This window comes from Janthinobacterium sp. GW821-FHT03A03, assembly GCF_059421435.1.
The window spans coordinates 1,390,012-1,413,714 of sequence record NZ_JBWKUZ010000001.1 but is presented as its reverse complement, the minus strand read 5'-3'; the positions used below and the strand labels follow the sequence as shown (position 1 = coordinate 1,413,714).

17 protein-coding genes and 2 rRNA genes are annotated in these 23,703 nt (G+C 60.3%); 14 read left to right on the top strand and 5 right to left on the bottom strand.

What is annotated here, in order from left to right:
- Positions 1-2,268: ribosomal RNA gene (locus AC07VI_RS06530) — 23S ribosomal RNA — on the top strand; the annotation flags it as partial.
- A gap of 165 nt (positions 2,269-2,433) precedes the next feature.
- Positions 2,434-2,546 (top strand): 5S ribosomal RNA (gene rrf, locus AC07VI_RS06525).
- A gap of 131 nt (positions 2,547-2,677) precedes the next feature.
- Here the strand turns inward: rrf and AC07VI_RS06520 are convergent.
- Positions 2,678-3,250 carry an acyloxyacyl hydrolase gene (locus tag AC07VI_RS06520; RefSeq protein ID WP_226936392.1) on the bottom strand — a complete coding sequence of 191 codons (573 nt, stop codon included), beginning with the start codon at positions 3,248-3,250 and terminating at the stop codon, positions 2,678-2,680.
- Between the two features lie 88 nt (positions 3,251-3,338).
- Here AC07VI_RS06520 and AC07VI_RS06515 point away from each other — a divergent pair, with 88 nt between their 5' ends.
- Positions 3,339-4,241: an NAD(P)-dependent oxidoreductase gene (locus AC07VI_RS06515; protein ID WP_492996205.1), complete on the top strand. Its 903-nt coding sequence runs from the start codon at positions 3,339-3,341 to the stop codon at positions 4,239-4,241.
- A gap of 1 nt (position 4,242) precedes the next feature.
- Here AC07VI_RS06515 and AC07VI_RS06510 read toward each other — a convergent pair whose 3' ends face one another.
- Entirely contained in the window at positions 4,243-5,436 is a 1,194-nt protein-coding gene (locus AC07VI_RS06510; protein WP_086144747.1) for a M20 aminoacylase family protein, read from the bottom strand.
- A gap of 206 nt (positions 5,437-5,642) precedes the next feature.
- Between AC07VI_RS06510 and AC07VI_RS06505 the strand changes: the two genes are divergently transcribed.
- From AC07VI_RS06505 to AC07VI_RS06490, 4 genes are all read left to right on the top strand, one after another.
- Positions 5,643-7,718, top strand: coding sequence for a molybdopterin-containing oxidoreductase family protein (locus tag AC07VI_RS06505; RefSeq protein WP_492996203.1), 2,076 nt, complete (start codon positions 5,643-5,645; stop codon positions 7,716-7,718).
- 1 nt (position 7,719) lies between these two features.
- Positions 7,720-8,769: an aminopeptidase gene (locus AC07VI_RS06500; RefSeq protein ID WP_086144745.1), complete on the top strand. Its 1,050-nt coding sequence runs from the start codon at positions 7,720-7,722 to the stop codon at positions 8,767-8,769.
- A gap of 276 nt (positions 8,770-9,045) precedes the next feature.
- Entirely contained in the window at positions 9,046-10,728 is a 1,683-nt protein-coding gene (locus AC07VI_RS06495) for a long-chain fatty acid--CoA ligase (protein WP_086144744.1), read from the top strand.
- Positions 10,729-10,782: 54 nt separating this feature from the next.
- The gene (locus AC07VI_RS06490; protein WP_099374033.1) at positions 10,783-12,465 is read left to right on the top strand and encodes a long-chain-fatty-acid--CoA ligase; all 1,683 of its coding nucleotides are present in this window, start codon (positions 10,783-10,785) and stop codon (positions 12,463-12,465) included.
- Here the strand turns inward: AC07VI_RS06490 and AC07VI_RS06485 are convergent.
- Positions 12,462-13,634: an acyltransferase family protein gene (locus tag AC07VI_RS06485; protein ID WP_099374034.1), complete on the bottom strand. Its 1,173-nt coding sequence runs from the start codon at positions 13,632-13,634 to the stop codon at positions 12,462-12,464. The two genes, AC07VI_RS06490 and AC07VI_RS06485, sit on opposite strands and share 4 nt — an antisense overlap.
- A 156-nt stretch (positions 13,635-13,790) precedes the next feature.
- Between AC07VI_RS06485 and AC07VI_RS06480 the strand changes: the two genes are divergently transcribed.
- Positions 13,791-14,657 carry a LytR/AlgR family response regulator transcription factor gene (locus AC07VI_RS06480; protein WP_492996199.1) on the top strand — a complete coding sequence of 289 codons (867 nt, stop codon included), beginning with the start codon at positions 13,791-13,793 and terminating at the stop codon, positions 14,655-14,657.
- On the opposite strand, the gene AC07VI_RS06475 is transcribed toward AC07VI_RS06480, so the two are convergent.
- Complete coding sequence (locus AC07VI_RS06475) at positions 14,654-16,246, bottom strand: alkaline phosphatase D family protein (RefSeq protein ID WP_492996197.1); 1,593 nt, start codon at positions 16,244-16,246, stop codon at positions 14,654-14,656. The two genes, AC07VI_RS06480 and AC07VI_RS06475, sit on opposite strands and share 4 nt — an antisense overlap.
- A gap of 36 nt (positions 16,247-16,282) precedes the next feature.
- Complete coding sequence (locus AC07VI_RS06470; RefSeq protein ID WP_086144739.1) at positions 16,283-16,723, bottom strand: acyl-CoA thioesterase; 441 nt, start codon at positions 16,721-16,723, stop codon at positions 16,283-16,285.
- Between the two features lie 61 nt (positions 16,724-16,784).
- Between AC07VI_RS06470 and AC07VI_RS06465 the strand changes: the two genes are divergently transcribed.
- From AC07VI_RS06465 to AC07VI_RS06440, 6 genes are all read left to right on the top strand, one after another.
- Positions 16,785-18,644 carry an ABCB family ABC transporter ATP-binding protein/permease gene (locus AC07VI_RS06465; RefSeq protein ID WP_492996195.1) on the top strand — a complete coding sequence of 620 codons (1,860 nt, stop codon included), beginning with the start codon at positions 16,785-16,787 and terminating at the stop codon, positions 18,642-18,644.
- Between the two features lie 195 nt (positions 18,645-18,839).
- Positions 18,840-19,796: an amino acid ABC transporter substrate-binding protein gene (locus AC07VI_RS06460; RefSeq protein ID WP_086144738.1), complete on the top strand. Its 957-nt coding sequence runs from the start codon at positions 18,840-18,842 to the stop codon at positions 19,794-19,796.
- Positions 19,797-19,894: 98 nt separating this feature from the next.
- Positions 19,895-20,644, top strand: a complete 750-nt coding sequence (locus AC07VI_RS06455; RefSeq protein WP_086144759.1) for an amino acid ABC transporter permease — start codon at positions 19,895-19,897, stop codon at positions 20,642-20,644.
- 1 nt (position 20,645) lies between these two features.
- The gene (locus AC07VI_RS06450) at positions 20,646-21,338 is read left to right on the top strand and encodes an amino acid ABC transporter permease (protein WP_086144737.1); all 693 of its coding nucleotides are present in this window, start codon (positions 20,646-20,648) and stop codon (positions 21,336-21,338) included.
- A 19-nt stretch (positions 21,339-21,357) separates the two neighbouring features.
- A complete protein-coding gene (locus AC07VI_RS06445) occupies positions 21,358-22,083 on the top strand; it encodes an amino acid ABC transporter ATP-binding protein (protein WP_086144736.1) in 726 nt (241 codons plus the stop codon).
- A gap of 37 nt (positions 22,084-22,120) precedes the next feature.
- Complete coding sequence (locus AC07VI_RS06440) at positions 22,121-23,569, top strand: amidohydrolase family protein (protein WP_492996192.1); 1,449 nt, start codon at positions 22,121-22,123, stop codon at positions 23,567-23,569.
- The last annotated feature ends 134 nt before the right edge of the window (positions 23,570-23,703 follow it).

The window sequence follows — 23,703 nt, the reverse complement described above, 5'->3', positions numbered from 1 at the left end:
ATAGGGAAGCCGTAGAGAAATCGAGTCCGAATAGGGCGATCAGTCGCTGGGTGTAGACCCGAAACCAAGTGATCTACTCATGGCCAGGATGAAGGTGCGGTAACACGCCCTGGAGGTCCGAACCCACTAATGTTGAAAAATTAGGGGATGAGCTGTGGGTAGGGGTGAAAGGCTAAACAAACTTGGAAATAGCTGGTTCTCTCCGAAAACTATTTAGGTAGTGCCTCAAGTATCACCATCGGGGGTAGAGCACTGTTATGGCTAGGGGGTCATTGCGACTTACCAAACCATTGCAAACTCCGAATACCGATGAGTGCGAGCTTGGGAGACAGACGTCGGGTGCTAACGTCCGGCGTCAAGAGGGAAACAACCCAGACCGCCAGCTAAGGTCCCAAAGATTGGCTAAGTGGAAAACGAAGTGGGAAGGCTAAAACAGTCAGGATGTTGGCTTAGAAGCAGCCATCATTTAAAGAAAGCGTAATAGCTCACTGATCGAGTCGTCCTGCGCGGAAGATGTAACGGGGCTAAGCCAGTCACCGAAGCTGCGGATATCCTTTATTGGATATGGTAGGAGAGCGTTCTGTAAGCCTGCGAAGGTGTCTTGTAAAGGATGCTGGAGGTATCAGAAGTGCGAATGCTGACATGAGTAGCGATAATGGGGGTGAAAAGCCTCCACGCCGTAAGCCCAAGGTTTCCTGTTCAACGTTCATCGGAGCAGGGTGAGTCGGCCCCTAAGGCGAGGCAGAGATGCGTAGCTGATGGGAAGCAGGTTAATATTCCTGCACCGTCGTATGATGCGATGGGGGGACGGATCGCGGAAGGTTGTCTGACTGTTGGAATAGTCAGTTTCTGTCTCATAGAAGGCGCTTAGGCAAATCCGGGCGCGGAATTCAAGGGGATGGGACGAGTGAACTTGTTCACGAAGCAATCGGAAGTGGTTCCAAGAAAAGCCTCTAAGCTTCAGTCATACGAGACCGTACCGCAAACCGACACAGGTGGGCGAGATGAGTATTCTAAGGCGCTTGAGAGAACTCGGGAGAAGGAACTCGGCAAATTGGTACCGTAACTTCGGGAAAAGGTACGCCCCGGTAGCTTGACCACTTTACTGTGGAAGGGTGAAAGGGTTGCAATAAACTGGTGGCTGCGACTGTTTAATAAAAACACAGCACTCTGCAAACACGAAAGTGGACGTATAGGGTGTGACGCCTGCCCGGTGCTGGAAGATTAAATGATGGGGTGCAAGCTCTTGATTGAAGTCCCAGTAAACGGCGGCCGTAACTATAACGGTCCTAAGGTAGCGAAATTCCTTGTCGGGTAAGTTCCGACCTGCACGAATGGCGTAACGATGGCCACACTGTCTCCTCCCGAGACTCAGCGAAGTTGAAATGTTTGTGATGATGCAATCTACCCGCGGCTAGACGGAAAGACCCCATGAACCTTTACTGTAGCTTTGCATTGGACTTTGAACCAATCTGTGTAGGATAGGTGGGAGGCTTTGAAGCGGGGACGCTAGTTCTCGTGGAGCCAACCTTGAAATACCACCCTGGTTTGTTTGAGGTTCTAACCTTGGTCCGTTATCCGGATCGGGGACAGTGCATGGTAGGCAGTTTGACTGGGGCGGTCTCCTCCTAAAGTGTAACGGAGGAGTTCGAAGGTACGCTAGATACGGTCGGACATCGTGTTGATAGTGCAATGGCATAAGCGTGCTTAACTGCGAGACTGACAAGTCGAGCAGGTACGAAAGTAGGACATAGTGATCCGGTGGTTCTGTATGGAAGGGCCATCGCTCAACGGATAAAAGGTACTCTGGGGATAACAGGCTGATTCCTCCCAAGAGTTCATATCGACGGGGGAGTTTGGCACCTCGATGTCGGCTCATCACATCCTGGGGCTGTAGCCGGTCCCAAGGGTATGGCTGTTCGCCATTTAAAGTGGTACGTGAGCTGGGTTTAAAACGTCGTGAGACAGTTTGGTCCCTATCTGCCGTGGGCGTTGGAAATTTGAAGGGGGCTGCTCCTAGTACGAGAGGACCGGAGTGGACGAACCTCTGGTGTACCGGTTGTCACGCCAGTGGCATTGCCGGGTAGCTAAGTTCGGAAGAGATAACCGCTGAAAGCATCTAAGCGGGAAACTTGCCTTGAGATGAGATTTCCCAGAGCCTTGAGCTCTTTGAAGGGTCGTTCGAGACCAGGACGTTGATAGGCTGGGTGTGGAAGTGCAGTAATGCATTAAGCTAACCAGTACTAATTGCCCGTACGGCTTGTCCCTATAACCTTAGCAGGTACAGAGGATAAGAAAGTACATGTTGCGTGAATGTTGATCGCAATCATTACCCCTTAGTGTTGTAACACTAATATCTCAGTAAATAATCCTACTTCTTCCAGATTCATGGCCTTGTTGCTCAATAGAGAACAAGCGTCAGTACAAGTTATGCCTGATGACCATAGCAAGTTGGTCCCACCCCTTCCCATCCCGAACAGGACCGTGAAACAACTTTGCGCCGATGATAGTGCTGCAACCAGTGTGAAAGTAGGTTATCGTCAGGCTTGTTATTCGAAAAAACCCCCATCGGTGATCCGGTGGGGGTTTTTTTACGTCCACAGATTGCCGCGCTTGCACGGCGCACGGACGAAAAAAAGGCAGCGCTGCGCGCTGCCTTTGTCATTTATCAAACCCATTAAAAGTGATAAGCGACTTTGACGTTCATGTAATTGACGCCGCTATTCGGTTTCTTGTAGCCGCCGTTCGAGAAATGCTGGATTTTCGCAGCGACTTCCCATTTGTTATTGAACACATAGCCGACACCGATATGGTCGCCGAACTGGAAGTGGGTCGACAGGCGGTTATCGTCGTTGTCGTACAGCTTGGACAGCATGTGTACGCCAATACCGCCTTCCGCATAGAAGCCCAGCTTATTCGTGTTTTCAAAGCGGAAGACGGGAGTAAAGCCCAGATCCCACAGTTTTTGATGCTGGCCAGGGACGTTGCGATAGCTCTTGCCATCCCAGCCGCCGATGCTCGCATCCCAGTAACCACTGAGCTGCGTGCCATTCGATACAAACCAGGCTTTATCCCAGTTCGACGTCACGCCGGCGCGCAGCATCTGCACCTTGACACCCTTGGCATATTCGCCGTAGACGGAGTCGATCAGTTTGCCGTCGGCAGCAAAGCCGGCGTTGGCTGCCATCAGCGCGGCTAGGGCGGCGATGGACTTGAGGAGATTCTTCTTGAAGAACATAGAGGCTTTCATCGTAAAATTGGCCGATAGGCTTGTCTTGTTTGCACAGGCACCTTGTTTTGCATGCCGCTTTCGCCACTTGTTGATATCAGGGGTTCAATTGACATTCTCTACAAAAATCGCATTTCTCGGTATCGGTCTGATGGGGGATCCGATGGTCCGGTGCCTGCTACGCGCTGGATATTCTGTCACAATTTGGAATCGCACGCACAGCAAGGCCCAAGTCCTGCGCGCGGCAGGGGCGCAGCCGGCTGTTTCCATCGCTGAGGCGGTCAGCGGCGCGGACGTGGTCATTTCGATGCTGGAAGCCGGTCCCATCGTGGCGCAACTGCTGCAGGAAGCGCTGCCGGCCTTGCGCGCTGGGGCGCTGTGGATCGACATGAGTTCCACCAAGCAATCGGAAGCCCAGCAATTTCATGCCACTTTGCACGCCGCCGGCCATGGCTTCATCGACGCGCCCGTGTCGGGCGGGGTTGGCGGCGCGCAGGCCGGTACGCTGGCCATCATGGCCGGCGCCAGTAGCAGCGATTACGCGCGCGTGGAAACTATCCTGGCGGCCATGGGGCGGCCGACACTGGTCGGGCCGCCCGGCAGCGGCCAAGTGGCCAAGCTGTGCAACCAGCTGATCGTGGGCGCCACCCTGAATATCGTGGCGGAAGCGCTGTTGCTGGCCCAGGCGGCCGGCGCCGATGCGGCTGCCGTGCGGGCGGCCATCCGCGGCGGTTTTGCTGAGAGCAAGATTTTGGACGTGCATGGCCAGCGCATGCTGGAACGCAATTTTGTTGCCGGTGGGCAGGTGAAGAGTCAGATCAAGGATATGCACAATATCCTGGCGGCGGCGGAAGCGGCGCACGTCACCTTGCCGGTGACGCAACTGGTGACGCAGCGCTATGAAACTCTTGCCGAAACGTACCCGACGGCCGACCATGCGGCGGCCTTACTGGCCCTGGAAGCGTTGAATCCGGGCCAGCGCCTGGGCATTGCCCCGGATAAACTGAGCTGATTCAAGCGATGGGCAGGCTCGCTTCGGCCAGTCTGACCCAGAAACTGGCGCCGATCGGCAGTAATTGGTCGTTGAAGTCGTAACTGCCATTGTGCAAGACGCACGGCCCCAGGCCGTGGCCGCCATCGCGGTGCTCGCCATCGCCATTGCCGATGAAGATGTAGCAGCCGGCTTTTTCCTGCAGGAAAAACGCGAAATCTTCCGCGCCCATGGTCGGTTCGACATTCGCGTTGACCTTCTCGGCCCCCACCACGCTTTTCATCACGTCGACGGCAAACGCCGTTTCTTTCGCATGGTTGACCAGCGGCGGATAGTTGCGCTTGAAGTGGAACTCGACTTCCGCGCCAAAAGCGGCCGCCGTGTGCACGGCGATGTCGCGCATGCGCTCTTCGATCAGGTCCAGCACGGGCGTGGTGAAGGTGCGCACGGTGCCGACCAGGCTGGCGTCATCGGGAATCACGTTGGTGGCACTGCCCGCATGGATTTGCGTGATCGACAGCACGGCCGTATCGAGCGGGCTCTTGTTGCGCGTGATGACGGTTTGCCAGCTTTGCGCGATCTGCACGGCCACCATCACGGGGTCGATGCCCTTGTGGGGCTGGGCCGCGTGGGCGCCCTTGCCCTTGACGGTGACGTGGAATTCATTGCTCGACGCCATCATCGGCCCTTCCACCACGCTCAGCGTGCCCGTTTCCGCGCCTGGCCAGTTGTGCATGCCGTAGATGGCGTCCATGGGGAAGCGGGTAAACAAGCCGTCTGCTATCATTTCGCGCGCGCCGGCGCCGCCTTCCTCGGCCGGCTGGAAGACCAGGTAGACCGTGCCATCGAAGTTGCGGTGTTGCGCCAGATAATGGGCCGCGCCGAGCAGCATGGCCGTGTGGCCGTCGTGGCCGCAGGCGTGCATCTTGCCCGGGTGGCGCGAGGCATGCTCAAAGGTATTCATTTCCTGCATCGGCAAGGCATCCATGTCGGCGCGCAGGCCGATGGCACGCTTGGAGCTGCCATGCTGGATGATGCCGACCACGCCAGTGCGGCCCAGGCCGCGTACCACGGGAATGCCCCATTCCGTCAGTTTGGCGGCGACGACGTCCGAGGTGCGCTGTTCTTCGTAGCACAGCTCGGGGTGCGCATGCAGGTCGCGGCGGATACCTTGCAGCTCGGATTGAAACGCCAAGATCGGATCAACTAGTTTCATGGGACTCTCCTGTGGATGCTGGCACGCAGCAATGTATGGCGCGCCGGACCGCGTCTGTTTGATCAAAAACAGGCGCGGCTAACAATGCATTGTAGCCCTTGTTTGCCGGGTAAATCCAGCGCACGGACCAGCTTGCCATGGCGCCAACAGCAAGCGCGCGGAATGGTTTACAGTATCGCCTTCCGCCAACGTTTTTGGATTGCACCATGACCACCACCCAAGTGCGCGCCGCCTGCCCGCTCGATTGCCCAGATACCTGTGCCCTCCTGGTCACGGTGACCGATGGCGTGGCCACCGCCGTCAAGGGCGATCCCGACCACCCGACCACGGCTGGCGTGCTGTGCACCAAGGTGTCGCGCTTCACGGAGCGCACCTACCATGCGGACCGCTTGCTGACGCCGCTGCGCCGCGTGGGCAGGAAAGGCGAAGGCAAGTTCGAGCCCATCAGCTGGGAGGAGGCACTGACGACCATCGCGGCCCGCCTGAAACCGATCGCCGCGCGCGATCCGCAGGCGATCTTGCCGTACAGCTACTGCGGCACCATGGGCCTGGTGCAGGGCGAATCGATGTCGTCGCGCTTTTTCAACCAGCTCGGTGCTTCCTTGCTGGACCGCACCATTTGCGCGTCGGCCGGCGCCACGGGCTACCGCTACACGGTGGGCGCCAGCATCGGCACGGACCTGGAGCAGTTCCAGAACGCCAAATTGATCATCATCTGGGGCGGCAACCCGATCGCCTCGAACCTGCACTTCTGGATGCGCGCGCAGGAAGCCAAGCGTCATGGCGCCACGCTGATCGCCATCGACCCGTACCGTTCGCTGACGGCCGAAAAATGCCACCAGCATATCGCCTTGCTGCCGGGCACCGACGCCGCCCTGGCGCTGGGTTTGATGCATGTCTTGATTGTGGAAGATATGCTCGATCACGATTACATCGAGCGCTACACTATTGGTTACGAGGCCTTGAAGCAGCGGGCCCTGGAATGGCCGCCCGAGCGCGTGGCCGAAGTGTGCGGCATCACGGCCACGGAAGTGGTGGAACTGGCGCGCCTGTACGGCCAGGCCTGCCGTTCTGGCGAGGGCGCCGCCATCCGTACCAACTACGGCGTGCAGCGCGTGCATGGCGGCGGCATGGCCGTGCGCAATATCGCCTGCCTGCCGGCCCTGACGGGCGCGTGGCGCCATCCGGCCGGCGGCATGCAGCTGTCGAGCTCGGGTTCCTTCCCCGTCAACCGCAAGGCCCTGCAGCGTCCAGATTTGCTCAAAGGCACGCCGCGCACGATCAACATGAGTACCATCGGCGACGATTTATTGAAAGAAAGCTCGCCCGAGTTCGGCCCGCAAGTCGAGGCCGTCATCGTCTACAACTCGAATCCGCTGGCGGTGGCGCCCGATTCCGCGAAAGTGGCACAGGGTTTTGCCCGCGAAGACCTGTTTACGGTCGTGCTCGAACACTTCCAGACCGATACTGTCGATTACGCCGACATCGTGCTGCCCGCCACCACGCAGCTGGAACACGTCGACGCCCATTCCACCTATGGCCATCTGTACATGATGGCGAACAACGCGGCCGTGGCGCCGCTGGGCGAAGCGAAGGCGAACACGGAAATCTTCCGCCTGCTGGCCCGATACATGGGCTTTGATGACCCTTGCTTCCAGGAAAGCGACGATGCGCTGGCGGCCAGGGCGTTCGACAACACAGATGCGCGCGCCGTGCATTTCGACTGGGAATCGCTGAAACGCAGGGGCTGGCAAAAGCTGGCCATGCCCGAGGCACCCTTTGCCGAAGGTGGTTTCCCCACGCCATCGGGAAAGTGCGAGCTGTATTCGGAGGCCATGGCGCAGGCGGGACTCGATCCCTTGCCGACCTATATTGCGCCGCACGAATCGCTGGCCAGCAATCCCGCGCTGGCGGCGCGCTTCCCGCTGGCCATGATTTCCCCGCCGGCACGCAATTTTCTCAATTCCACCTTTGTGAACGTGAAGAGCCTGCGCGCAGCCGAGGGCGAGCCGCACCTGGACATCCACCCTGACGACAGCGCCGCACGCGGCATCGCGGCGGGCGACATGGTGCGCATCTTCAATGACCGCGGCAGTTTTGTCGCCAAGGCCAGGGTCACGGACAAGGCGAGAAGAGGCCTGGTGGTGGGCTTGTCCGTGTGGTGGAAAAAGCTCGCCAGCGATGGCAAGAACGCCAATGAAGTCACCAGCCAGCGCCTGACGGACATGGGCCGTGCGCCCACCTTTTATGACACGCTGGTCGAAGTGGAAAAGGTTGCCTGACATGGTGCACTGGCCGGCCCGGCTGCTTGTCGGCGTGCTGTGCCTGTCGCTGGGCGGCTGCACGCAGCTGCGCTATTATGCCCAGGCGGCGCAGGGGCAATATGCACTGTGGTCCGGCGCGCGCCCCGTCGATGCCTGGCTCGATGACCCGGCCACCGAACCGCGCCTGAAAGTGCGCCTGGCCAAGGCGCAGCAGATCCGCCGCTTTGCCGTCAGCGAACTGGACTTGCCCGACAATGGCAGCTACAAGAATTACGCGGCCTTGCGGCGCCCCTTTGTGCTGTGGAATGTGGTGGCCACGCCGGAACTGTCGCTGCAGCCGCTGCAATGGTGTTTCCCCATCGCCGGCTGCGTCAATTACCGCGGCTATTACAGCAAGGATGAGGCGCTCGCGTATGCCGACGAGTTGCGCGCCCAGCATTACGACGTGCAGGTGGGCGGCGTGCCTGCGTATTCCACGCTGGGCTGGTTTGACGATCCCCTGCTGTCGACCTTTATCAACTACAACGATGCGGAACTGGCGCGTCTGATTTTCCATGAACTGGCGCACCAGGTGGTGTACGTGCCCGGCGATTCCGCTTTCAACGAATCGTTTGCCAGCGCCGTGGAAGAGGCGGGCGTGCAGCGCTGGCTGGCGCATGAGGGCAATGATGCCATGCGCATGGCCTACGCCCAGTACACGGCGCGGCGCCAGGATTTTCTGGCCCTGCTGCTGAAGTATCGGGGGGAACTGGAAGCCGTGTATGCGAGCGAGGCCAGCGATACGGACAAGCGCGCGCGCAAGGCGCAGATATTCGCGGCGTTGCAAGACGCCTATCAGTTGCTCAAGCAACACTGGGGTGGTTTTGCCGGTTACGACCGCTGGTTCGAGCAGCCCTTGAGCAATGCGCACCTGGCTTCCATCTCCACCTACAATGAATTTTTGCCTGCCTTCAAAAAATTGCTGGAAGAAAAAAAGAACTTTCGTGCTTTTTATGCTGCAGTGCACACAATGGCCCAGATCAAGAAGCCTGAGCGCAGGCAGGCGCTGGAACAATTGTCCAGCCCCTGACCCGTAAAGTTTGTCCCGCACGTCAGGGCGAGTGATCCTGCAACAGTGTATTTGCCATGCTGCATTGCAGCATAAAATACCCCTAGAGTTGCCGCTCGAATACTGTTGAAAGCGCTTGCATGGAAGCGCGGCGCCCGATAGCATCGCATTAGTAGCATAGAGCAATTGCTCGTCAGAATGCTCAAACTGACTGCCGGACAACAGAATCCGCAGCAATGATCCGCGCCGGCAAGGTGCGCCGGCTCCCCCACGATGATTCGAGACAAGAGGCACAGGATGGAAAAAATTTGGCTGAAGTCGTACCCTCCCGGCGTCCCCGCCGACATCGATCCTGATCAATATCGTTCGCTGGTGCATTTGCTGGAAGAAGCGTTTCAAAAATATGCGGACCGCAATGCCTATGTCTGCATGGACAAATTTCTCACCTACGCCGAACTCGATACCTATTCGCGCCAGCTGGGGGCCTTTCTGCAAAGCCGTGGGCTGAAGAAGGGGGCCAGAGTCGCCCTGATGATGCCGAACGTGCTGCAGTATCCGGTGGCCATTGCCGCCGTGCTGCGCGCCGGCTATACGGTGGTCAACGTCAACCCGCTGTACACGCCGCGCGAACTTGAGCACCAGCTCAACGATTCGGGCAGCGAAGCCATCATCGTGCTGGAAAATTTTGCCCATACGGTCGAGCAAGTATTGAGCAAGACGGCCGTCAAGCACATCGTCGTCGCCAGCATGGGCGAGATGCTCGGTGGCTTGAAGGGCATGATCGTCAATTTTGTCGTGCGCAACGTCAAGAAGATGGTGCCCGCGTATTCCCTGCCGAACGCCATGCGTTTCAAGCAGGCGCTGGCGCTGGGCAGCCGCATGAAGCTCACGCCCGTCGAGCTGAGCATCCACGACGCCGCTTTCCTGCAATATACGGGCGGCACGACAGGCGTGTCGAAAGGCGCGACCTTGAGCCACCGCAATGTGATCGCCAACGTGCTGCAAAGCGAAGCGTGGTCGGGCGCGGCGCTCGACCAGAATAGCCGCGAGCAACTGATCATCGTCTGCGCCTTGCCGCTGTACCATATCTTTGCCCTGACGGCGTGCGCCATGTGGGGCACGCGCGTGGGGGCCCTGAATATCCTGATCCCGAATCCGCGCGATATCCCGGGCCTGATCAAGGAACTGGGCAAATACAAATTCAATTTGTTGCCGGCGGTCAATACGTTGTATAACGCGCTGGTCAATCACCCCGATTTCGCCAAACTCGATTTCTCGGGCTTGAAGATCGCCAATGGCGGCGGCATGGCGGTGCAGCAAGCCGTCAACGACAAGTGGCTGCAGGTGACGGGCGTGTCCATCATCGAAGGTTATGGCTTGTCGGAAACGTCGCCCGTCGCCACCTGCAACCGCGCCGACAGCACGGCGTTTTCCGGCACCATCGGCTTGCCCGTGCCATCGACCGACATCGCCATCCTCGACGATGACGGCAAGGAAGTACCGCTGGGCCAGACGGGCGAAATCGCCATCCGCGGCCCGCAAGTGATGAGCGGCTACTGGAACCGTCCCGATGAGACGGCCAAGGTCATGACACAAGATGGTTATTTCAAATCGGGCGACGTGGGCATCATGGACGAGCGTGGCTACGTGAAGATCGTGGACCGCAAGAAAGACATGATCCTCGTCTCCGGTTTCAACGTCTATCCCAACGAAGTCGAGGCCGTCATCGCGGCCCATCCGGGCGTGCTCGAATGCGCCTGCGTGGGCGTACCCGATGAACACTCGGGCGAGGCCGTGAAAGTCTTTGTCGTACGCAAGGACCCCAACCTGACCCAGGAAGTGCTGGCCGCGTATTGCAAGGAGCAGTTCACGGGCTACAAGCGGCCGAAATACATCGAATTCCGCGATGAACTGCCGAAGACCAACGTCGGCAAGATTTTGCGTCGCGCCTTGCGCGACGAGAAAAAGATAGCAGCATAAACAATGTGGATGCGCCAGGGGGGGCATCCCTTTTACAGATAAAGATGAGGCGAGATGGACAAGATTTGGTTGAAGTCGTACCCGGACAGCGTTCCCGCAGAGATTGATTGCACGCAATACCGTTCCGTCACGCATTTGCTGGAAGAGTCGTTCCAGAACTATGCGGACCGCAATGCCTTCGTGTGCATGGATAAATTCCTCACCTACCGCGAACTCGACAAGCTGTCGCTGCAAATGGGCGCCTGGCTGCAAAGCAAGGGCTTGCAACGGGGCGCGCGCGTGGCGATCATGCTGCCCAACGTGCTGCAATACCCGGTGGCGATGGCGGCGATCCTGCGCGCCGGTTATACGGTGGTGAACGTCAATCCGCTGTACACGCCGCGCGAATTGCAGCATCAGCTGATCGATTCGGGCAGCGAAGCGATCATCGTGCTGGAAAACTTTGCCACCACGGTCGAGCAGGTGCTGCCGCACACCCAGGTCAAGCACGTGATCGTCGCCACCATGGGCGACTTGCTGGGCGGCTTGAAGGGCACGATCGTCAACTTCGTCGTGCGCAAGATCAAGAAAATGGTGCCGGCGTTTTCCTTGCCGAACGCCATCAGCTTCAACAAGATGCTGGCCGAAGGCGTGCGCCTGACCTTGAAGCCGGTAGAGCAGGGCCATGACGATATCGTCTTCCTGCAATACACGGGCGGCACGACGGGCGTGTCGAAAGGCGCGATGTTGTTGCACCGCAATGTGATCGCCAACGTGCTGCAGAACGAGGCGTGGATGGCGCCTGTGATGACCAAGGAAATGCGCGCCACGTCGATGGGCTTCATGTGCGCCCTGCCCCTGTATCATATCTATTCGTTGACGGTCAGCGCCCTGATGGGCATGCGCCTGGGCGGCATGTGCGTGCTGATCCCGAATCCGCGCGACATCCCCGGTTTCGTCAAGGAATTGAGCAAGCACAAGATCGTCGTCTTCCCGGCCGTCAATACCTTGTACAACGCGCTGCTGAACAATGCCGACTTTGCCAAGCTCGATTTCTCCAGCTACAAGGTGTGCAATGGCGGCGGCATGGCGCTGCAGCGCAACGTGGCCGAACGCTGGCTGAAACTGACGGGCTGCCCGCTGATCGAAGGCTATGGCATGTCGGAAACGTCGCCCGTGGTGACGGGCAACCGCGTCGATATCACGGAATTCACGGGCACCATCGGCTTGCCTTTCCCGTCGACGGAAGTGGCCATTTTGAATGACGACGGCGTGGAAGTGGCGCTGGGCGAGCCGGGCGAAATCGCCGTGCGCGGCCCGCAAGTGATGGCGGGATATTGGCAGCGTCCGGACGAGACGGCCAAGTCGATGACGGCCGACGGCTACTTCAAGACGGGCGACGTGGGTGTCATGGACGAGCGCGGCTACGTGAAGATTGTCGACCGCAAGAAAGACATGATCATCGTCTCCGGCTTCAATGTGTATCCGAACGAGGTGGAAGACGTGGTCGCTTCCTGCCCGGGCGTGCTCGAATGTGCCTGCATCGGCGTGCCGGACGCGAACTCGGGCGAAGCCGTGAAAGTGTTTGTCGTGCGCAAGGACCCTAACCTGACAGTGGAACAGATCCGCGAGCATTGCAAGCATGAATTGACGGCATACAAGAAGCCGAAATACATCGAGTTTCGCGATGAATTGCCGAAAACCAACGTCGGCAAGATCTTGCGCCGTCAATTACGCGACGAAAAAAAAGCGGCTTAATGCGCCGATAGGGCCGTGTCCGCCGCCACGGCTTGCCGTGGCCGGGCGGACAGGCCAAAGCAGGGGCGCAGCCAGTGCACCTTGCTGATCAGCAGCGACGTGCCCAGCCAGCAGATGGCCACCGTGCCGGCCAGCACCAGCAGCGGCTCCAGCACGGGGCCAAGCTTCAGCGGCACCAGCCAGTAAGCCAGCAGGATAATCGCGCTCTGGTGCAGTATGTACCAGGGAAACACGGCCTGACGCGCCCATGGCAACCAGGCAAAAGGGCGGTTCAATAACGCATGCGACCAGCCCAGGATGGTGCAGATGGCCAGCCACATGTACAGGTTGCGCATGGGCCAGGAGCCGAACGAGGCCCAGGTCAGCAGGTTTTCCGAAGAAATCTGGTCAAAAAACATGTACACGGCAAACGCGCCCAGGCCCAGCCACAGCGCATGCCAGCGCAGCCGCGCCAGTTCGCCCCATAAACCCTTGTCATTGCCCAGCCACCAGCCATACACGAACAGCGTGAAATACATGGCGTGCGCGTACCAGTCCTTGACCAGCGCGTGGGTTTCCGGATAGCGCAGTTTCAGGAAGACCGTTGCCGCCAGCGCCGGCAGTGCGGGCAAGACCAGGAGGCGCCAGCCGCGCAGCCCCGTGAACAGCGGCCTGGCCCTGGCCAGCAGCGGCTGCAGCGCCACCAGCACAACGGTGTACAGCAGCAAGTACACCAGATACCACAGATGGTTCCAGGTAAAACCAAATTGCCAGCCGGCAAATGCACGGGCGGGCCAGGCGTAGCCGCCATAGTAATGGAGCAGGAATTGCCCAAATCCAGGCTCAACCAGGCCGTTGCTGACGCCTTCGCAATAGGGCTGGATGGGAATGATGACGGCCATGCCGAACAGCAGCGGCAGCAACAGGCGCTTGACTCTGCGCCACAGGAAGGCGCCGCGTGTGTGCTGCGTCATCATGGCGCACGAGACGCCGGAAATGAGGAAGACGATTTCCATGCGCCAGCGGTTGAGAAAGATCAACGGCATGTTCAAGGCGTCGGTGGCGTAGCTGCTGTGTATGTGAAAGTTCCAACCATCCATGTACACGAGGGCAGTGTGATAGGCAATCAGCAGGCTGAAGACGAGAAAACGCAGGGCGTCGATATCGTGACGGCGGGAGGCTATGGTCATGGTTGGGGGACGAGTGGTGAAGGAAGGCCCAGCATAGGCAGCGACGGGGCAGCGTGCCAGCGAAATGGGACCAGCGGACGGCTGGCTGGGACGAATGGATCGCCTGGGACGGGTGCGGGACCTTACAATCATGCAACTAATTCACCATCCGAGACCATGCACATCGCTTCCACAGATCTGTTGCAACGTTATCAACGCTGGCGCCGCGTGGCCGAGCCGGGATTCTGGATCGTGCTGACCCTGCTGCAGGCCAGCGTGAACAGCTGGCTGGCGTGGATCGACCTGCAGCGCAGCGGAGTCGGCACGGCGTTTTGGGAAGTGGCCGTATGGGAATGGAGCAGCAATCTGGTGCTGCTGGCGCTGGTGCCCGTGGTCGTGCTGGCGGGGCAGTACAGGCCGCTGCACCTGGTGTTCCAGCGCCAGAACCTGCGCTGGCACCTGGCCGCGTCGGTCGTGTACAGCGTGGTGCACGTGGCGGCCATGGTGGCCTTGCGCAAGCTGGCGTACTGGAGCGTCGGCAGCGCTTACGATTTCGGTAATTGGTGGCGCGAGTTGCCGTATGAATACCTGAAAGATGTGCGTGCTTACTTCCTCGTCCTGCTGGCGGTGGGTTTTTACCAGTTGCTGCTGATGCGCTGGCAAGGCGAAGCGACACTGCTGGGTGAGCCCGATGAGGGGCCGGCCGTGGAACCGGTGCAACAGCCGGAGCGGTTTCTGGTGCGCAAGCTGGGCAAGGATTTTCTGCTGCCGGCTGCCGATATCGAGTGGATACAGGCCTGGGGCAACTATGTGAACTTGCACGTGCGCGGGCACGATTATCCGTTGCGCTCGACCATGGCGGCCATCGAGCGTCGCCTCGATAGTAAGCGCTTCCTGCGCGTACGCCGCAGCTATATCGCCAATATTGATTTTGTGAAAACTATTGTGCCGCTGGAATCGGGCGATGCGCGCGCGCTGCTATCCACGGGCGGCGAAGTGCCCGTCAGCCGGCGCTACCGCGATGCCTTGAAAAGCATAGCCTAGCTTGCCTGCAAGCCCGCCTTGCCGTCCTGCACGGTGAAACTGGCCAGTGTCGCGATGCCGGACGCGCTGTCGCGTACATTTTCCAGGCCCTGGAACTGGGCCGTGCTTTTTTCTGGCGTGATCTCCAGCAACATATAGCCGCGCTTGTCGCTGCGTCCGTAGCGGATATGCGGGTTCATCGCCACGTACTGTTCGGTGCGCGCCTGCGGGCGGGAACTTGATGTGATCGAGGTGCCGCAAAACTCCGTGGCCAGCACGGGATTATCCTTGCCGGTGGGACGCATGGCGTTGCGGCTCAGTTCCGTGGCATAAAACGTATGCACGTCGCCCGACAGCACCAGCGGGTTGCTGGCCTGGCTGCTGCGCAAGGCGTCAAGCAGGCGCTGGCGCGCCATCGGGTAGCCATCCCAGCCATCGGTCCAGATGCGCTCGTCGCCGGGGCGCAGGATGGGCACCTGGCTCGACTGCGCCATCAGGGTTTGCTGGGCCAGGATATTCCAGCGCGCGGGCGAATTGTCGAGTCCGGCTTGCAGCCAGCGCTGCTGTTCCTCGCCCAGCATGGTGCGTTCCGGCTTGCGCAAGTCGGGGCAGTTGCGCGTGGTGACGGAATTCGCGCCGCCGCGGCCCGGCCTGGCGCAGGCGTGGTAGGCACGGTATTGCCGGTCGTCCAGCACGTGGAAGCGTGCCAGGCGGCCCCAGTCGTAGCGCTGGTAGATGCGCATGTCGACAAAGCCGCTTCTCCCCAGCGGCAGCAGGCGCAGCGGCATGTGCTCATAAAACGCCTGGTAGGCGGCCGCGCGGCGCTGCAGGAACGTGGGCGTGAGCAACTCGTCGCGGTCGTTGCCGTAGTCGTTGGCCACTTCATGGTCGTCCCAGGTGACGATCCATGGCGCGGCCAGATGCGCGCCCTGCAAGTTGCGGTCGCTCTTGTATTGTGCGTAGCGGGCGCGGTACTCGTCCAGGGTAAAGCTTTCGTGCGTGCGCACGGCCCGCTCCGGGTGCTGCAGCTGGTATGGACCCCATTCATAGATGTAGTCGCCGAGAAAGGCCACCAGGTCGGGCGCGGCCGCGGCGATATGCCGGTGCGCCGCATACGCGCCGAATTCCCAGTGCTGGCACGAGGCCACGGCCAGTTTCAGCGACGCGGGCATGGCATCGGCCGCGGGCGCCGTGCGCGTGCGGCCCACTGGGCTGACGGCGTCGCCCAGCATGAAGCGGTACCAGTACCAGCGTCCTGGTGCGAGACCGCCCGCGTCAACGTGCACGCTGTGCGCGAGGGCCGGCGTGGCCGTCGCTTGCCCCTTGGCGGCGATGCGCCGGAAAGCCTCGTCTTCGGCCACTTCCCAGCGCACATTCAGGGCGATGGCGGGCGTGGCGGCGCCCTGCAGCGGATCGTAGCAGATGCGCGTCCACAGCACGACGGCGTCCGGCAAGGGCGATCCGGAGGCGACGCCGAGCGCAAACGGATAGCCGGTGCCGTTCAGGCGCGTGGCGGCGCCGGCGCTGGAACCGGACAGCACGCTGCCGGCGGCAGCCAGCGACACTATGCGGGCGGCGCTGTGCAGGAAGATGCGGCGCTGGCTATCCATGCCGTCTGAAAATCAAACGTGGGATTATTGCGACAGTCAAGACGACAATAAGGTCTCGATCGGCGGCACCTTGCGCGGCTTGCGGTCGGAATCGGTCGCCACGTAGATCAGGGTTGCTTCCGTGACTTTGACGATGCAGGCCTGCAGGCGGTTGCGCTCGGCATACACCTCGACATTAACGGTGATCGAAGTATTGCCGACCTTGACGATATCGGCGTAAAAGGACAGCAGATCGCCGACGAAGACGGGATTTTTGAAGACGAAGGAATTGACGGCAATGGTGGCGACACGGCCGTTGGCGCGCCGCGTGGCCGGCAGCGAGCCGGCGATATCGACTTGCGCCATGATCCAGCCGCCGAAGACGTCGCCGTATACATTGGCGTCCGACGGCGCGGGCATCATGCGCAGTTCGGGCATTTTTCCGGCGGGCAGGCCGGAGGCGAGGCAGTTGTCGGGGCGGGCGGGGGAGGTGCTCATCTTTTATTCTCATGAAAGGCTACAATTGCTGCGATTGAACCATAAAAAGCCGACCTTCGCCATGCGCCGTTCCCAGACTCCCCCTCCGCCCCGCTCGCCAGCTTCCGCCAGCCACAGCGACTTCGCCACCATCAGGACCTTGCTGCCGTATCTGTGGGTCTACAAATGGCGCGTATTGCTGGCGCTGCTATGTCTGGTCGGCGCCAAGCTGGCCAACGTGGGCGTGCCCCTGATCCTGAAAAAACTCGTCGACGCCATGACGATCACGGCGACGCACCCGCAAGCGTTGCTGGTGCTGCCCGTGGGCTTGCTGGTGGCCTACGGCTTGCTGCGCCTGTCGACGACCTTGTTTACGGAATTGCGCGAATTCCTGTTCGCCCGCGTCACGCAGCGCGCCGTGCGCACCATCGCCCTGCAAGTGTTCCGCCACCTGCATGCGCTGTCCCTGCGTTTCCACTTGAACCGCCAGACGGGCGGCATGACGCGCGATATTGAACGGGGCACGCGCAGCGTCGGCTCGCTCATTTCCTACACCCTGTTCAATATCTTGCCGACGCTGGTGGAAATCACCCTCGTGCTCGCTTATCTGGTCTTGCATTACGACATCTGGTTCACCGTGATCACGGCGGTGGCGCTGGTGTCGTATATCGCGTTTACCGTGCTGGTGACGAACTGGCGCACGCATTTCCGCCGCACCATGAACGACCTCGATTCGAAGGCAAATACCAAGGCCATCGATTCGCTGATCAACTATGAAACCGTGAAATATTTCGGCAACGAGGATTACGAAGCGAAGCGCTATGACGAAGGCTTGCAGCGCTACGAATCGGCGGCCGTGAAATCGCAGACTTCCTTGTCCTTGCTCAATACGGGCCAGTCGCTGATCATCGCCACGGCCGTCACCCTGATCCTGTGGCGCGCCACAGTGGGCGTGATTGCGGGCACGATGACCCTGGGCGACCTGGTGCTGGTGAACGCCTTCATGATCCAGCTGTATATTCCGCTCAATTTCCTGGGCGTCATTTACCGCGAAATCAAGCAAAGCCTGGCCGACATGGAGCGATTGTTTTCCTTGCTGAACGAAAACCGCGAAATCGCCGACACGCCCGAGGCAAAACCGCTCGTCACGCGGGGCGCGGCCGTGCGTTTCGAGCATGTGGATTTCAGTTATGAAGCCAAGCGGCAAATCCTGTTTGACGTCGATTTCCAGATACCGGCCGGCACCACGACGGCCGTGGTGGGGCACAGCGGCTCGGGCAAGTCGACGCTGTCGCGTTTGCTGTTCCGCTTCTATGAGGTCGATGGCGGCGGCATCACCATCGATGGCCAGGATGTGCGCGCCGTCACCCAGGACTCGCTGCGCGCGGCCATCGGCATCGTGCCGCAGGATACGGTGCTGTTCAACGACACCATCGAGTACAACATTGCCTACGGCAAGCCGGGCGCCGGCAAGGAGGCCATCGTGGCGGCGGCCAAGGCGGCGTCGATCCATGACTTTATTGAAAGCTTGCCAGATGGCTACAACTCCATGGTGGGCGAGCGGGGGTTAAAACTGTCGGGCGGCGAAAAGCAGCGCGTGGCCATCGCCCGCACTCTGCTGAAAGACCCTGCCATCCTGATCTTCGACGAAGCCACGTCGGCGCTCGATTCGAAGGCCGAGCAGGCGATTCAGGCGCAATTGAAGGACATTGCCAGGAACCGCACCACCCTGGTGATTGCGCACCGGCTGTCGACGGTGGCCGATGCCCAGCAAATCCTCGTGCTTGACCATGGCCGCATCGTCGAACGGGGCACGCATCCGCAATTGCTGGTGCTTGACGGCTTGTATGCGCAGATGTGGCAACGCCAGCAGGCGAACCAGGACGATGACGAAGAGCAAGGCCAAACCGACGAATTCGCCGCGCTGGCACCGGCAAAATAAATCGCTGGGGGGAAATCAGTAGGAAAAATGCTACACGCGCCCTGATTCAGGCGCGCGCATAGCGCCTATTTGACGGCAATCGCAGAAAACGGCTGGTCCGGCGCTGAAAATGAAATAAAATTAATTCCATTGGTGGCGTCTGCACCACAGTTGTTTCGTTCGGAGTACATCCGGTTTGTCCGCCCAGGAGAATTTATGAAATTGACCAAAATCATCGCCACGCTGCTCAGCGTCGGTGTCATCAGCAGCATGTCGCCAGTCCAGGCCCAGGAATTGACCGGCACCTTGGCCAAGATCAAGAAAGCCGGCTCCGTCACCCTCGGCGTGCGTGACGGCTCCGTGCCCTTCTCCTATCTCGATGACAAGCAGCAATACCAGGGGTATTCGATCGACCTGTGCATGAAAGTCGTCACGGCCCTGCAAAAGCACCTGGGCCTGAGCGAACTGAAAGTGGTGATGAGTCCCGTCACGTCGGCCAACCGCATCCCGCTGATGGCCAACGGCACCATCGACCTCGAATGCGGCTCGACGACGAATAACCTGGAGCGCCAGCAGCAGGTGGCGTTCGCCCCCACCATGTTCGTCATCGGCAACCGCGTGCTGTCGAAAAAATCCTCGAACATCAAGACCCTGGAAGATTTGCGCGGCAAGACCCTGGTGGCCACGGCCGGCACGTCGACCATCAAGCAGATGACGATTTTGAACAAGGAAAAGAACCTGGGCATGACCATTGCCGTCGGCAAGGATCATCCTGAGTCCTTCCTGATGCTGGAAACGGGCCGCGCGGTGGCTGAGGCCAATGACGACATTTTGCTGGCGTCGCAAGTGGCCAACTCGAAGAACCCGAACGACTACGAAATCACCAAGGAAGCGCTGTCCGTCGAACCGTACGGCATCATGCTGCGCAAGGGCGACCCGGCCTTCAAGAAAGTGGTCGACGACGCGCTGATTCGCCTGTACAAGAGCGACGACATCAACCGCATCTACGCCAAGTGGTTCACGTCGCCGATCCCGCCGAAAAACATCAACCTGAAATTCCCCATGCCGCCGCAATTGAAAGCCGTGTTCATGAATCCGACCGACTCCGGTGACCCGGCCGCGTATGCGGCCGTGCCGGAAGCGCAGAAGACTTCGGACAAACGGAAAAAGTAAAGACTGCGTAACAAACCGGGAGGCGCAAGCCTCCCGATTCATTTGCGGGGCGGGTGGCTGGCTGGCCGCGCCCCTGGAGCTGCACGGGAAGGATGATCATGAATTACAACTGGAATTGGCGCATTTTCTGGGAGATATCTCCCGATGGCGTCGGCACGTATATGGACACGCTGTGGTCCGGCCTGACGTGGACCCTGGCCACGGCGGGTGCGGCCTGGATCATGGCACTGATATTGGGCCTGGTGATCGGCACGGTGCGCACCCTGCCGAATAAATGGATAGTCGGCGTGGCCAATGCCTACGTCGAACTGTTCCGCAACGTGCCGCTGCTGGTGCAGATGTTCCTGTGGTATTTCGTCATGCCGGAACTGCTGCCGCCGGATCTGGGCGCCTGGGTCAAGTCGTTGCCGAATGCGCCGTTCGTCACGGCCGTGCTGTGCCTGGGCTTTTTCACATCCTCGCGCGTGGCTGTGCAGGTGACGACGGGTATCGAGGCGCTGCCGCGCGGACAGAAACTGGCCGGCACGGCATTGGGACTGACCCTGCCGCAAACCTACCGTTTTATTCTGCTGCCGATGGCCGCGCGCGTCATCCTGCCGCCGCTCACCAGCGAATTTTTGAACATCATCAAGAATAGTTCCGTGGCGCTGACCATCGGCCTGATAGAACTGACGGCCAGCGCGCGCGCCATCCAGGAGTTTTCTTTCCAGGTGTTCGAGGCATTTTCGGCCGCCACCATCATCTACATCGTCGTCAACCTGCTGGTCGTGGTGCTGATGCACCTGATCGAGAAAAAGGTCGCCATCCCGGGCTTCATCGTCGCCGGCGCCAAGACGGGAGGACACTGATATGTTCGGTAACTTCGACTTCGACGTCATCTCCCGCTCATGGGTCTACCTGTTCCAGACCGGCATGGTGTTTACCTTGCAGCTGACGGCGCTGGCCATGGTGGGCGGCATCGTGCTGGGCACCTTGCTGGCGCTGATGCGCCTGTCCGGCAACCGCATCGTCTCGGGCGTGGCGTCGACCTACGTCAACCTGATACGCTCGATCCCGCTGGTGCTGGTGATCTTCTGGTTCTACTTCCTCGTACCGTATATCGCCGCCTGGATCATCGGCGCCAGCGAACCCGTGAAAGTGGGCGCGTTTTCGTCCGCGCTGATCACCTTCATCATGTTCGAGGCTGCCTACTATTGCGAGATCATGCGCAGCGGCATACAGTCGATTCCGCGCGGCCAGGTGTGGGCGGGCCAGGCGCTGGGCATGAACTACCGGCAGACCATGGCCAGCATCGTGCTGCCGCAGGCCTTCCGCAACATGATTCCCGTGCTGCTGACGCAGACCATCGTGCTGTTCCAGGACGTGTCGCTCGTGTACGTGCTGTCGATCCCCGATTTCGTCGGCGCAGCATCGAAAATCGCGCAGCGCGACGGCCGCCTGGTGGAGATGTACGTGTTTGTCGCCGTCGTGTATTTCGTGCTGTGCTATGCCTTGTCGTTCCTCGTCAAACGCCTGCAGAAACGCGTCGCCATCATTCGCTAACCGTAAAAGAAAGAATAAGATGATCGAACTCAATAACGTCAGCAAATGGTATGGCCAGTTCCAGGTACTGACCGACTGCACCACCAAGGTCGCCAAGGGCGACGTGATGGTCATTTGCGGCCCGTCCGGTTCCGGCAAGTCGACCCTGATCAAGACCGTCAACGGCCTTGAACCGATACAGCAGGGGCAGATCATCGTCGACGGCATCGCCGTCAACGACCCGAAGACGAATCTGTCGAAACTGCGCGCGCGCATCGGCATGGTGTTCCAGAATTTCGAGCTGTTTCCTCACCTGTCCATCCGCGAAAATCTGACCATCGGCCAGATCAAGGTGCTTGGCCGCGGCGCCGATGAAGCCAACGCCAAGGGCTTGAAATACCTGGACCGCGTAGGCCTGCTGTCGCAGCAGGATAAATTCCCGGGCCAGCTGTCGGGCGGCCAGCAGCAGCGCGTGGCGATCGCCCGCGCGCTGTCGATGGATCCGATCGCCATGCTGTTCGATGAGCCCACCTCGGCGCTCGACCCGGAGATGATCAACGAGGTGCTTGACGTGATGGTGGGCCTGGCGCAGGAAGGCATGACGATGATGGTCGTCACGCACGAAATGGGCTTTGCCAAGCGCGTGGCCAACCGCATCGTCTTCATGGACCAGGGCAAGATCATCGAGGATTGCAGCAAGGATGACTTCTTCAACACGACGCGTTCGGACCGGGCGCGCGATTTCCTCGCCAAGATCATCCATTAATTTTCCATTACTTTGAAGTTGAGTGCGAATGCCTGACATGAAACAAATCGCCGGCGCCATGCTGGCGCTGGGCATGCTGGCCCATGCCCACGCGGCTGACAGGATCGCCATCGATATCGCTCTGCGCGATGCCACCGTGATCGACGTTGCCGCTGGCCGCGCCGTTAAGGGCAAGACCGTGCTGCTCAAGGGCGATAGCATCGTCGCCGTCGTCGATGACGCGCAGCTGCGCAGCTACGCGCCGAAGCAGACCATCCGCCTGCCCGGCAAATATCTGATGCCGGGCCTGTGGGATACGCATGTGCATTTCGGCGGCGGCCCCGAGCTGATCGACGAGAACAAGCAGCTGTTGCCCCTGTACCTGGCGCACGGCATCACCACGGTGCGCGACTGTTCGGGCGACTTGCCCGACACGGTGCTGGCATGGCGCCGGCAGATCAACGCGGGCCAGCTGCAAGGCCCGACGATTTTTACTTCCGGCGCGAAGCTCGAAGGCATCAAGCCGCTGTGGAAGGGCACCATCGAAGTGGGCACGCCGCAGGAAGTCACGCGCGCGCTGGACGGCCTGCAGGCGCAGCAGGTCGACTTCGTGAAGATCACGGAAAACACCCTGAAACCGGAGCTGTACCTGGAAGCGCTGCACCAGGCACGCGAACGGGGCATGCGCACTTCGGGCCATATCCCCGTGCAGCTCACATTGGAGCAGATGGCCGATGCGGGCCTGGGCACGATCGAGCATCAATCATATCTGCTGCGTGCCACCACGCCGCGCGAGCAGGAGCTGACCGCCAAGGTGGCCGCCGGCGCGATGACGGGCAAGGAAGCGATGCACGCCAGCGTGCAAAGCTACGACGAGCCGACGGCGCGCAAGGCTTTCAGCTACCTGGCCGCGCGCGGCACGGCCATCGTGCCGACCCTGTGGGGCTCGCGCGTGACGGCTTACCTGGACCGCGAAGACCACACGCACGATCCGGCCTTGCAGTACATCGGCAAAGGCTTGCGCGCCACCTACGACTGGCGCGTGCAGCGCGCCGCCAAGGATGGCCCGGAAGCGATCGCCCAGCGCCACGCGCAGTTCGAGCAATCGGCAAAGCTGCTGCCGATTTTGCAGCAGCAGGGCGTGAGCATCATCGCCGGCACCGATGCGGGCTTTTTGAATTCCTTCGACTATCCGGGCCAGGCCCTGCACGACGAGATCGGCCTGTATGTACAGTACGGGCTGACGCCGCAGCAAGCCTTGCAGTCGGCCGTCATCAACGGCCCCCGTTTCCTGGGCAAGCTGGACCGCTACGGCAGCGTGGCGGCCGGCAAGGCGGCCGATTTGCTGGTACTCGACGCGAACCCGCTGCAGGATATCGGCGCCACGCGCCAGATCCGCCTGGTGGTCAGCCGCGGCCATGTGTACGACCGCGCCGCGCTGGACCGCATGCTGGCCGAACTGCGCGCCTGGGTGGCGCAGCAGGAGGCGGTGCCGGACAAGTCCTGATTCGCAGGTACTCAGGAGAACAAAACGGCCGGTGCGCACAGGCCGTTTTGTTCTCTGGCAGGCGTCGCATACCGGCCTTCCCGGCGGGCGGGGCGCGCGCGCGGCTGGTAAAATGGCGCTATCCGCAATGACCG